The following is an 11,468-nucleotide window of genomic DNA, read 5'->3' as shown; positions in this document are numbered from 1 at the left end:
CTCCTCGCGCAGCAGCGCCCGCGCGGCACAGCCCCCGGCCCGCCGCGTCCGCTCCAGCGTCGCGCGTTCCCGCCGGCCCAGCCCAACCGCCAGGACGTCTTCTTCGCCTGCGGCTCTGCCGTAAAACCACGCGACGGCACCGGGCTGCTTACATTTTTCCCGCAGAGGCCAGGCAAAATCCTCGCCTTCGTAAATCGGGCAAACGAGCGCTTCCGTTCCCGTCCGTATAAGCCCCGTATCAATCGTAATCCGCATCGTTATCCCTTCTTCGTTCAAATTTGCTTCATACATACAAATGACACGCCACCTGATGGCCCGGCTCGATTTCCTTGAATTCGGGCGCAACCTGTTTGCAAATGTCCATGCAAGCGGAACATCGGGTGTGAAAGCGGCAGCCGGATGGCGGCTCTACCGGGCTCGGCAAATCGCCCTTGAGGATAATCCGCTCCTTCTTCAGCTTCGGGTCCGGCACGGGCACGGACGACAGCAGCGCCTGCGTGTAAGGATGGAGCGGGTGGTCGTACAGATCGTCCTTGGCGGCCGTTTCCACGAGCGAACCCAGATACATCACGCCGATCCGGTCGCTGATATGCTCGACGACGCTAAGGTCGTGCGAGATGAACAGATACGTCAGACCGTACGCCTCCTGCAAATCCTGCATGAGGTTCAACACCTGCGACTGAATCGACACGTCGAGCGCCGATACCGGCTCGTCGGCGACGATCAGGCTCGGCCGGACCGACAAAGCCCGGGCAATGCCGATCCGCTGCCGCTGCCCACCGCTGAATTCATGGGCGAACCGTTCGGCGTGGTCACTGTTCAGCCCGACGGTTTCCAGCAGCTCGCGGGCCAGTTTGTCGCGTTCCGCGCCGCTCAGTTTGGCGTGGATCAGCAGCGGCTCGGCCACGAGGTCCTTGACCTTCATGCGCGGATTCAGCGAGGCATAGGGGTCCTGAAAGACCATCTGCATTTCCTTGCGGATCGGACGCATCCGTTCGTCGCTCAGCCGGCTGATCTCCTGCCCGCCAAACCACACCTCGCCGCCGCTCGGCCGCAGCAGCCGGTTCACCAGCCGGCCCGTTGTCGATTTGCCGCAGCCGCTTTCCCCGACCAGGCTAAACGTCTCGCCGCGCCGGATAGCAAACGAGATGCCGTCCACCGCCCGCAATTCGCGGCTTGCGCCAAGCCAGCCTTTACGGACGGCAAAAGACTTCTGCAGGTCCTTCACCTCGACCAGCGGGGTTTCCCGCTCCGGCGCATTCCCCCGGCGATCATGGTCCATATGGTTGCCGCGTTCCCGGTTGGGCAGGTTCCCTCGGCCGTCCGCTTCCCCCCGGTTCCTCCGACTTCGCTCCATAGTCGCGTCTTCCGTCGTTCCGTTCATTCGCCACCCGCTCCTTTCTCTTCGAAGCACCCTGTCACCGGGCTATCGCCGACAGTTCCGGCAGCAACGATAGCTGCCGCATCCGCCGCGCCCGCCAGCCAGCAGCGGCTCAGCCGCGCCGTCCCTCCGTTCGCCGGGAGCAGCTGCGGTTCTTCCTTCAGGCAGCGCTCCGTGACGTACGGACATCGCGGCGCGAACTTGCAGCCCGCCGGCATGCGTGACAAATCCGGGACGTTGCCCGGAATCGAATCGAGCCGCCGCATCTTTTGCCGCAGCTTGGGTACCGAACGGATCAATCCCTTCGTGTAGGGATGCTGCGGGCTCTCGAACAACTCCGCCACCGGGGCTTCCTCGACTACCCGCCCGGCGTACATCACGACGACGCGGTCGCACATCTCCGCCACGACGCCCAGGTCGTGCGTGATCAGCAGCATGCCCATCTCGCGCTCTTCCTTCAGCCGCAGCATCAGGTCGAGAATTTGCGCCTGAATCGTCACGTCCAGCGCGGTCGTCGGCTCGTCGGCGATCAGCAGCTTCGGATGGCACGACATCGCCATCGCAATCATGACCCGCTGCCGCATCCCGCCCGACAGCTGATGGGGATAGTCGTTCATCACTTCCTCCGTGCGCGGAATGCCGACCAGCTTCAGCATATGGACCGCGTGCTCGCGCGCCTGCTTCCGGCCGTAGCCGAGATGCAGCCGAATCGGCTCCTCCAGTTGCTTGCCGATGCGCAACACCGGATTCAGCGACGTCATCGGCTCCTGAAAAATCATCGCCAGTTCCTTGCCGCGCATCCGCCGCATCTCCGGTTCCTTTAACCCTACGAGATCAGTGCCTTCGAACCGCACCTTGCCGCCGGCAATCCGGCCGGGCGTATCCTTGAGCAGCCGCATGATCGACAAGGAGGTGACGCTTTTGCCGCAGCCGGATTCGCCGACAAGTCCCAGCACTTCCCCTTTGCGGATATGAAAATCCACGCCGGCCACCGCCATGACGGATCCGCCGTCCCGCCGAAACTCCGTTCTCAACCCTTCTACCTCAAGCAACACCTGCGTCACGGCCCATCCCCCCCTTTAGTTTTTCATCTTGGGATCCAAAGCGTCGCGAAGACCGTCCCCCACCAGATTAAAAGCCAGCACCGTCAAAAAAATCGCCAAGCCCGGAAAATAAACGATATGCGGGGCGATGCTCAAATAATCCCGGCCCATGCTCAGCATCGCGCCCCAATCCGGTTCGTCGGCTTTGGCGCCCATTCCGAGAAAGCTCAGCGAGGAAGCGGCCAAAATCGCCGTCCCGATCTTCATCGTCAGGTTCACGATCACGCTTGGCAGCGTTTCGGGAAAAATATGCCGCCAAATGATCCGGCCGTTCTTCGCCCCCATCGAGCGGGCCGCTTCCACGAAAACCGTCTCCTTGGCGGACAACGTCACGCTGCGGATGATCCGGGCGAACGACGGGATGCCAAACACCGCCACCGCGACCACCACGTTGGACAGGCCCGGACCCAAAATGGCCACGATCCCGATCGCCAGCAAAATGTCCGGGAACGAAAACAGCACGTCGCTGCCCCGCATGATCAGCCGGTCCAGCCAGCCGCCGTAATAGCCGCTAAGAAGCCCGAGAAACGTCCCGGCCGCCGCGGCGATGAACACCGAGCTCAGGCTCACGGCCAGCGACAGCCGGGTCCCGGCGATCAGGCGGCTGAGGATATCCCGGCCGTATTCGTCCGTGCCCGCCCAATGCCGGAACGACGGCCCCAACGTAAGCGCGTCGTAATTCGGCGCTTCCGGGTCATACGGAGTCAAATAAGGGCCAAGGATGGCGATGATCACGAGCAGCATAATGAATATCCCTGCCGCCAGCGCCAGCCGCTGCCGGCAGAACTTGCGCCAAAACTCGGCGGCCCGGCCGCGCGGCGGACGAGCCGTCGCCGTCTGGACGGCAGGTACGGAAGCCGCCGCAGCGCTTCCTGCGGGCGGTGTATTGTCAATCATGTGTGATCTCCTCCCGAATCTGGATTAGGTCGCCGCATAGCGGATTTTCGGATTCAAAACGCCGTAGAGCAGGTCGACGATCAGATTGATCAAAATAAACTCGGCCGCAAACAACAGCAGCTCCGCCTGGATGACCGTGTAATCCCGGAACTGGATCGAATCCACCAACAGCCGCCCAAGCCCCGGAATGCTGAAGACCGTCTCCACCATCACCGAACCGCCGAGCAGAAATCCGAACTGCAGCCCGGCCACCGTCACGACCTGGATGAGCGAATTGCGCAGGGCGTGGCGCCCGACGACGATAAATTCCCGCAGGCCTTTGGCCCGGCCGGTGCGGATATAATCCTCCCGCATCGTTTCCAGCATCGACGACCGGGAGAAGCGGGCCAGCATCGACATGATGCCTGCGCCGAGCGTGATCGAAGGCAGCACGTACCCTTTCCAGGAGTCGATGCCGCCCGTCGGGAACCAGCCCAGCTCGACGGAAAAGAGCTGGATAAGCACCAGGCCGAGCCAAAAGCCGGGAATGGAAATTCCCGAAATAGCCGTTAACATGCCGGCGTAATCGGGCCATTTATTTCTTTTTACCGCGGATATAATCCCGATCAGAATCCCGATCACCAACGCCCAAAGCATGCTGAAGACCGTCAGCCAAAGCGTCGGCATCAAACGGCTGCTCAGCATATCGGCTACCGGTTGGCCGGTCTTGATTGATTGGCCCAGGTCGCCCTGCAGCAGGTTGCCCAAATAATCGAAATACTGCTTCCACATGGGCTGATCCAGCCCCAACTGCGCCCGAATGCCTTCGATTTCCTCGAGGGTGGCCTCTTTGCCGGCAATCAATCGCGCCGGGTCGCCCGGAATGAAGTGGATGAACATAAAGACGAGCACGGACACGACCAACAGCAGCGGTATTACCCCGAGAAGCCTTTGCAGCGCGTATCTTCCCATCCTGGGAGCCTCCTTCCTTGGTTAGCGGAATAGTGCGGGGCCGCCTCCTTCATGGATATTAAAGAAGCAGCCCCCGCGCCAATTTTCTAATTTCCCGCGAATAAACCGATTATTGCTTTACTTCCGCATTCAGTACATTGATGGAGCCGTCCGGGAACATTTTCACGCCGTCAATATAGGACTTTTTCCCGGAGACGATTTGATCGACGCCCATAAATGCCCATGGCGCATCTTCCCAAATCGCTTTTTGGATATCGGCGTAAATCGCCTTGGCTTGTTCCGCGTCGACGGTTTTGTTCGCCTCGGCAATCCACTTGTCGACATTGTCGTTCTTGTAATAAGCCGTGTTCGAACCGGCAGGCGGGAACATCTCGCTGCTGAACAGGCCTCTTGTCGCTCCGTCCGCATCGCCGGAGGACGGTGACCAGCTGACGTACCACATTTGAATCTTCGCTTCTTCCGGCGTGGCAGCCGAGTTGATTTGCTCCGACAGCGTACCGCCCTCCATCGATTTCACGTCCAGCTTGATGCCGGCCAGCGCCAACTGCTGCGCGATGAACTGCATCCCCTTGATCGTTTCGGAGTCGTTTTCGCCCCAGATCTCCGCCTCGAAGCCGTCCGGATAACCGGCTTCCGCCAGCAACTGCTTCGCTTTGTCGAGGTCGTAATCGTACCCCGATTGCTTGGAGTAATACTGCGTTTTGGACGACATCGTGGAATCCAGCTTCGAGGCTTCGCCCGACTTCACGACTTTGATGTAGGCGTCTTTATCGATCGCGTAGTTGATGGCTTGCCGGACCTTAACGTCGTCATACGGCTTCTTCATCGTGTTGAGCGTCACGTAACGGACGATCGTCGAATCGATCCGCTCGATCACGTTATCGGCCGACCCCTCCATGTCCGCCACCTGCTCGGTCGGCATCGGGTAAATGAAATCCGCTTCCCCGGTTTTTAGCATCGCTACCCGCGAGCCGTTTTCCGGCACTGGTTTAAAGGTGACGCTGTCGACCTTCGGCAAGCCCGCCTGCCAGTAGCCGGCGTTTTTCTCCACGACCAGGCGGTCGCCCTGGATCCATTCCTTGATTTTGAACGCTCCCGTACCGACCGGATGCTGGCCGATATCCGCGCCGTACTGCTCCAGCGCTTTCGGGCTGATGATCAGCAGCATCGCCATTTTGTTCAGGAACGCGCTGTACGGTTCCGATAGCGTAATGACCACCGTTTTGGCGTCCGGCGTTTCCACCTTGGCCACCTTCGTGAAGCTTCTGCGCATTCTCAGGTTGTTGCTCTCGTCGAGCACCCGGTCGAGGTTGGCCTTAACCGCTTCCGCATTAAAGTCGCTTCCGTCGTGGAACTTGATGTTCTCCTTCAGCGTGAACGTATAGACGAGGCCGTCGTCGCTCTGCTTGTAGCTGTCCGCCAGCACCGGCACGACCTCCATATTCTCATTGAAGCCCATCAGGCCTTCATACATCGTTCTTTCGCCGGTAATGGAATTCGTGTCGCTGGTGTTATGCGGGTCAAGGGTGATAAAATTCGCGTTCGTGGCAATGACGATATTGTTGCCGTTTTTCGAAACCGCCGTGCCTGCCGCTTCATTCTCCGATCCGCCGCTCTTTGCCGCGTTACTGCCGGCGTTCGCCGGGGTATTCCCGCCCCCGCCGCCGCAGCCGGCGATCGTCATCGCGAGAACCAGCAGCATGATCAGGATCGAACCTTTTCCTTTGAACTTCATAAACTCCACTCCCTTTTGAATAATAGATGTTATTTATGGATGAATGCCGGCCTTCAAGTGCGTGTTCAAAAAGTCAGGTTTTCAGCACCGAGAAGGTTGGATGAAGCCAGGGATTGAGGAGCGGAGCGCAGGAAAACCTACGTGAGCACCGGAAAGCCCGGCTGAATTCAAGATTCGACGCCGAATCGACTTCATGGCTTACTTCGTGATCAAAAGTTGACTTTTTGAACTACCTCTTCAAGCTTCCAGCTCAAACACCGCTTTGCGTTCCCCTACCACAGTGCCGCCGTCATTTACGATGATGTTCGGCTCAAGGGCGTACAGCCGCGCGATCGTTTCCCGGTTTTCGTACCCGAGACGCTCCAGAATGGAAGCGATGATGCAGGGCCAAACCTGCTCCGAGCCGTCGGATACCTTCAGCGAGATGCCAAGGCGTTCCTTGCGGAGCCCGATGCCGTAAACGCCCTTGGCTCCTCCTTTGGCCGCGAGGTTGGGATCTTTAAGCAGCGCCGAGCAGACAAACCTGCGGTCGGCAATCATGTCGGGGTAATCGTTCATTAGGCCGGCGATGGCGGAAGCCGCCTCCCGCGCATCTTCGTCCCCGATCAAATCGGGACAGGCGAGCTTCAGATACGCAAGCCCGATGTTTCGGAGCGGCAGCGCGAAGATCGGCAGCCCACAGCCGTCGACACCGAGCGGAATCCGGCTGGCCGGGAATTCGGCAATGTCCGCCATCGTCTCCACGATTTCCCGCTGAACGGGATGCTCGGGCATGTAATACGTTAGCTCGTCCCAGCCCATGTGCTTGCACAAGGCCAGCAACCCGGAGTGCTTGCCCGAGCAATTATGGAAAATCCGCCGCTTGGGCTCATGCGCCTGATGGCGTTTGGCCTTGGCCTCCTCATTCAAAGGGTAAGTCATGCAGCAGTGCAACTGCTCCTCCCGCACGCCGGTTTTGCGCAAAATCGACTCCAGCGCGGTGATGTGGTACTCCTCTCCCCGATGGGACGCCGCAAACAACGACGTCTCCTCCGGGGTCAATCCGTAAACCCGGTCGATCCTCCGCTTCATTCCGGGAATCGCTTGAAACGGTTTGGCCGCCGAGCGCAGGAAGGTCATGTGCTCCGGATCGCCCGCCCGGTAAAGCACCCTCCCTTGTTCGTCGACCACGCTGACTGCTCCGTAATGCACATTCTCCAGCACGCCGCCGCGATACTCCTCCACCAATGGCGCAAAGCCCCTCGTCATCGTTGCTCCCCTCCTCTTTTCGTTGATCGCATCCTGCCTCTAGTCCAATGCAAAAAACCAATTCTGCGCCAAGAGTCCCGAACCGATGACGACCCCTCGTTCATTCAGCCCTGACCGAAGCACCTGGAACGATCCTCTTAGCGGCTCCCAAACGAACCGGGAGAGACAGAGCTGCTCGACCTCCTCGTAAATGCCGGGAAACTTATCGATCAGCTCGCCGCTGAGAATCACGCTGTCCGGGTTGTACATGCAAACGATGTTGTTCACCGTGATTGCCATATATTCCAGGGCTCGCCCGATCAGGTGAACCGCCCAGCTGGCTCCCGCCCGCCTGGCCTCGAACAGTTCCTCGATCGAGCGGATCGGCCTGATCTTGTTCGCCTCCAGGAGCAGCGAGCTGATGTTGATGTAGGTCTGCAAGCAGCCCGCTTTGCCGCATTCGCACAGCGTTCCGTTCGGATCCATCGTCGTATGGCCGATTTCGCCGGCGCTGTTCAAATCGCCGCGGTAAATCTCCCCTTCCAGGATCAGCGATGAGCCGACCCCGTTGCCGAAACCAAGCAGCGCGGTCCGGATGGAGCCGGTCGCCGCTCCCTTCAAATGCTCCGCGAGCGCCTTGACCTTCAGCTCGTTGTCGACCACGACGTCAAACCCGGTTAACACCTTCAGCCGCTCGGCCAAGGGCACGTTTTTCCAGCCAAGCTGAACGGAGAATACAACGATGCCTTGTTCGTGATTGATGATGCCGGGTAGGCCGACGCCGATCCCCACGACCTTGGAGCGGTCGATCGCGTGCCGTTTCGTGACTTCATCGATCATGCTTTCTAAGCGAACGATCGTGTGTTCCGGGCTTTCTTCGGCCGCTCGCGGATAGATCTCGCTGCAAACGAGGCTCCCCTGCATGTCGACCACGCCGAGATGGATCTGATGCGTATCCAGCTCGATTCCGATCGACAGAACCGAGGAGGCCACGACATCCAGCAGCGTCGATTTCCGGCCGAGGCCGGAGGAGACCTGTTCGGATTCCAGAATATAGCCTTGTTCGGATAACTCTCCGACGATCCGGCTTACCGTGGTAGCGCTCATCCCGGTTTGTTTGGCAATCGAGGCCCTGGAAATCGGATGCTGGTTTTGAATGATGCGAAATACTGTGAGCCGGTTTTGCCGTTTAATAAAGTCCTGATCATGCTTTTTCATAGATAACTCCTTGGAATTATTTTCATCAGTGAATTAATGAAGTCGAAACGGTCTTGATTTCGAGCGAAAACCAGCATCTTATTGACCGTTTTTGCATAAATATGTTCAGTTTTGTTTTTATATACTCCAGTGATGTTATTAATATAAGGGATGAAAAACAATCGTGTCAATATAAATAACATGAAAATTTTAGCTCGCGGCTTAATCTTTTTATGTAAGCGATTTATATGGTTTTTTCTTGAAAATAATCTGGGTTTATATTCATGAAAAGCGCCCATTTCCCAATCCATTTCCAAAAACCTAACATGCACATTACATCGCTTTGCGTCTTCTTAGCCCTCATCTCTCCTTTATTTTCATCCAATGATGCTTGGCGTGACACCCACGAATAGCCGGTCTAACGAGTCCTAATCCGCTTATTCGGGCAAAATCCGGGCTTTCTCCAGCCAGTTCGGCCTAATAGGGTTAACCCGGTTCGTTAGAAATGGGCGGACGTGTAGAACAAACCGAATAAGGATCGTGGGATTCGTTAAAGTGCCGTGCATACTCCGGGGTGCGGCCGCAACCGCGGCAAAGGTAATCGCTTACAATCCTCCCGCGGCTTCTTCGGCTAAAAATAGTGCTTGATCTTCGCCCGTCCACGCCTAATAATAGGAAACTGAAACTTACTTTGTAACAGTATCAATACGTCCAGAAGCAAGCATTCCTACCTATTCTCCCGGAAGGACAGACCGCGGTTACGTTGAACCCTCAGGCTGGATCTTCAGAAAGGTTGTTCTTATGAATACTTCGCCGGCTCTTAGCGAGAAAGCGCCCGCAGCCGTCAAGGAGCCGTTCCCGGTCGCGCTTCTGTCCCTCACCGTCGGCTCGTTCGCCATCGGCATGACCGAATTCGTTATTATGGGGCTGCTGCCGAATGTGGCGGCGGACCTCAACGTCAGCATCTCCGGCGCCGGCCAGTTGATCACCGCTTACGCCATGGGCGTCGCGATCGGCGCGCCGATCATGACGCTGTTTACCCAACGCATCCCGCAGAAGGGGCTGCTCTGCCTGCTCATGCTGCTGTTCATCCTCGGCAACGGCATCTCGGTCGTAGCGCCCAACTACGCCGTCCTGATGGCCGCGCGAATCTTGACTGCCCTGACCCACGGCACCTTCTTCGGTGTCGGCGCCGTGATCGCCGCCGGCCTCGTCCGTCCGGACAAACGCGCCGGGGCGGTCTCCATCATGATGGCCGGGCTGACCATCGCCAACATCGTAGGCGTGCCGCTTGGCACGCTCGTCGGGCAACAGCTCGGCTGGCGGGCTTCCTTCGGCGCGATCGCGCTGATGGGCGTCATTGCCCTCGGCGGCATCCTGCTGTTCGTTCCGCGCCTCCTGCCGGAGGCGCCCAGCGGCATGTCCCAGCAGATCCGCGCCCTGCTACGCCCCAAGCTGCTGCTGTTCCTGCTGATCGCGGCGCTCGGCAACACGAGCCTGTTCGCCGTCTTCACCTACATCGCGCCGCTGCTGCAGGACATCACCGGATTTGCCGAGCAGAGCGTCACCTGGATCCTCGTCATTTTCGGATGCGGCGTTACCCTCGGGAACATCGTGGGCGGCCAACTGGCCGATTGGAAGCTGATGCCTTCCCTGCTCGGGCTTTATGTGGCGGTCGCGGTCATCTTGGGCCTGCTTACCTTCACCATCCAGAGTCCGGCGCTCGCCATCATTACGATTTTCTTCTGGGGCATGGCCTCGTTTGGCGTCATGCCGGGCCTGCAGGTACGGATCATGAACCTCGCCAAGGCCGCGCCGGCTTTGGCCTCCACCTCCAGCCATTCGGCCGGGAATCTGGGCAATGCGATGGGCGCTTTTATCGGCGGCCTGGTCATCACCCATGTCGGCCTGTCGGCGCTGCCTTGGGTCGGTTCCTTGATCGTCTCCCTTGCGTTGATTATCGGCGCGGTCAGTTACGCGCAAGAGAGGGGACAAGGAACAGCTTAATAATTAGGCGCTTGCCGCCTGCCGCTCCACCAAAAAGACCTGCGGATCATTATGATCCGGCAGGTCTTTTTTCCATCCCCCCATTAAGATAGTAAAGGGATGAAACCGAAGCCAAGTTCAGGCCGTATATAATTTTCGTACCCATACTTACATATCCGGACAAAACGAATAAATATTGAAAGAAGGTTGATCTCATGTCCTTTTTTAAGAAAATGCTGGCCAGCGTCGGCATCGGGTCGGCGCAAATCAACACGGAGCTGGATACGGCCGAGGTAGCGCTCGGCGGCGAGCTTCGCGGAACCGTCTACGTGGAAGGAGGACAGACGGATCAATCCATCGACAACATTTATCTGACGCTGAAAACCAACTACATACGCGAATCGAACGACCGCAAAATCAGGGAAACCGGCACGATCGCCAAATACCTGATCGCCGAAGGCTTCCCGCTGCGGGCCGGGGAACGCAAGCAAATCCCCTTCCGGTTCAAGCTCCCGGACCAAATGCCGGTGACGCTGCGCAACGTGCCGATCTGGGTCGAAACCGGGCTCGACATCGACTTGGCCGTCGATCCGAAGGATGAGGATTTGATCCAGGTCCTGCCGGACGCGAAGATGCAGACCGTTCTGGATGCGGTCGATTTGCTTGGGTTCCGCTTGCGCGAAGTGACGAACGATTATGCCCCGAGACTCGGCGGCGCCTTGCCGTTCGTGCAGGAATTCGAATATGTGCCGGGAAACAGGTTCCGCGGCTACCTGGACGAATTGGAGGTCCTGTTCTTCCCTAGAGGCGACGCGCTGGAGCTGGTGCTTCAGGTCGATCGCCGCGCCAGAGGCTTAAGCGGTTTGTTCGCCGAGGCCATGTCGATGGATGAGCGCTTCCTGCGGGTCCCGTTATCGAAGGAGGAGCTCCTTCGCGGACCGCAAGCGGTAGCCGCCCAGTTGGAAGCCATGATCGCCAGACATCTTTAATG

Annotated in this window: 9 protein-coding genes and 1 pseudogene; 2 read left to right on the top strand and 8 right to left on the bottom strand. The window is 58.5% G+C overall.

The window, feature by feature from the left end; translation table 11 throughout:
* From ACQ4N8_RS23905 to ACQ4N8_RS23870, 8 genes and pseudogenes are all read right to left on the bottom strand, one after another.
* Positions 1–291: pseudogene (locus ACQ4N8_RS23905) on the bottom strand (hypothetical protein); the annotation flags it as partial.
* Complete coding sequence (locus tag ACQ4N8_RS23900; RefSeq protein ID WP_430706858.1) at positions 284–1,282, bottom strand: ABC transporter ATP-binding protein; 999 nt, start codon at positions 1,280–1,282, stop codon at positions 284–286. The pseudogene ACQ4N8_RS23905 and the gene ACQ4N8_RS23900, both read right to left, overlap by 8 nt.
* A 98-nt stretch (positions 1,283–1,380) precedes the next feature.
* Entirely contained in the window at positions 1,381–2,445 is a 1,065-nt protein-coding gene (locus tag ACQ4N8_RS23895; RefSeq protein ID WP_430706857.1) for an ABC transporter ATP-binding protein, read from the bottom strand.
* Positions 2,446–2,460: 15 nt separating this feature from the next.
* Positions 2,461–3,381, bottom strand: a complete 921-nt coding sequence (locus tag ACQ4N8_RS23890) for an ABC transporter permease subunit (protein WP_430706856.1) — start codon at positions 3,379–3,381, stop codon at positions 2,461–2,463.
* A 24-nt stretch (positions 3,382–3,405) separates the two neighbouring features.
* Positions 3,406–4,332 (bottom strand): ABC transporter permease subunit, encoded by a 927-nt coding sequence (locus tag ACQ4N8_RS23885; RefSeq protein WP_430706855.1) that lies wholly within the window; start codon positions 4,330–4,332, stop codon positions 3,406–3,408.
* A gap of 109 nt (positions 4,333–4,441) precedes the next feature.
* Positions 4,442–6,067 (bottom strand): glutathione ABC transporter substrate-binding protein, encoded by a 1,626-nt coding sequence (locus ACQ4N8_RS23880; RefSeq protein ID WP_430706854.1) that lies wholly within the window; start codon positions 6,065–6,067, stop codon positions 4,442–4,444.
* 237 nt (positions 6,068–6,304) lie between these two features.
* Positions 6,305–7,315, bottom strand: coding sequence for an asparaginase (locus ACQ4N8_RS23875; RefSeq protein ID WP_430706853.1), 1,011 nt, complete (start codon positions 7,313–7,315; stop codon positions 6,305–6,307).
* A 39-nt stretch (positions 7,316–7,354) separates the two neighbouring features.
* A complete protein-coding gene (locus tag ACQ4N8_RS23870) occupies positions 7,355–8,512 on the bottom strand; it encodes an ROK family transcriptional regulator (protein WP_430706852.1) in 1,158 nt (385 codons plus the stop codon).
* A gap of 780 nt (positions 8,513–9,292) precedes the next feature.
* Here ACQ4N8_RS23870 and ACQ4N8_RS23865 point away from each other — a divergent pair.
* Together ACQ4N8_RS23865 and ACQ4N8_RS23860 are read left to right on the top strand one after the other, a co-directional pair.
* Positions 9,293–10,498, top strand: a complete 1,206-nt coding sequence (locus tag ACQ4N8_RS23865; RefSeq protein ID WP_430706851.1) for an MFS transporter — start codon at positions 9,293–9,295, stop codon at positions 10,496–10,498.
* A 194-nt stretch (positions 10,499–10,692) separates the two neighbouring features.
* A complete protein-coding gene (locus ACQ4N8_RS23860; RefSeq protein WP_430706850.1) occupies positions 10,693–11,466 on the top strand; it encodes a sporulation protein in 774 nt (257 codons plus the stop codon).
* Positions 11,467–11,468: the final 2 nt, after the last annotated feature.

The sequence above is a fragment of the Paenibacillus macerans genome (assembly GCF_050565405.1).
GTDB lineage: Bacteria > Bacillota > Bacilli > Paenibacillales > Paenibacillaceae > Fontibacillus > Fontibacillus macerans_B.
The sequence above is the reverse complement of the archived record's forward strand: the minus strand, read 5'-3'. Positions and strand labels throughout refer to the sequence as shown.

Bases quoted from the DNA above. Each gene is read 5' to 3' on its own strand.
- ACQ4N8_RS23880 (WP_430706854.1), bottom strand. From the start codon at position 6,067: ATGAAGTTCAAAGGAAAAGGTTCGATCCTGATCATGCTGCTGGTTCTC.
- ACQ4N8_RS23870 (WP_430706852.1), bottom strand. From the start codon at position 8,512: ATGAAAAAGCATGATCAGGACTTTATTAAACGGCAAAACCGGCTCACA.
- ACQ4N8_RS23860 (WP_430706850.1), top strand. From the start codon at position 10,693: ATGTCCTTTTTTAAGAAAATGCTGGCCAGCGTCGGCATCGGGTCGGCG.
- ACQ4N8_RS23900 (WP_430706858.1), bottom strand. From the start codon at position 1,282: ATGGACCATGATCGCCGGGGGAATGCGCCGGAGCGGGAAACCCCGCTG.
- ACQ4N8_RS23885 (WP_430706855.1), bottom strand. From the start codon at position 4,332: ATGGGAAGATACGCGCTGCAAAGGCTTCTCGGGGTAATACCGCTGCTG.
- ACQ4N8_RS23890 (WP_430706856.1), bottom strand. From the start codon at position 3,381: ATGATTGACAATACACCGCCCGCAGGAAGCGCTGCGGCGGCTTCCGTA.
- ACQ4N8_RS23875 (WP_430706853.1), bottom strand. From the start codon at position 7,315: ATGACGAGGGGCTTTGCGCCATTGGTGGAGGAGTATCGCGGCGGCGTG.
- ACQ4N8_RS23865 (WP_430706851.1), top strand. From the start codon at position 9,293: ATGAATACTTCGCCGGCTCTTAGCGAGAAAGCGCCCGCAGCCGTCAAG.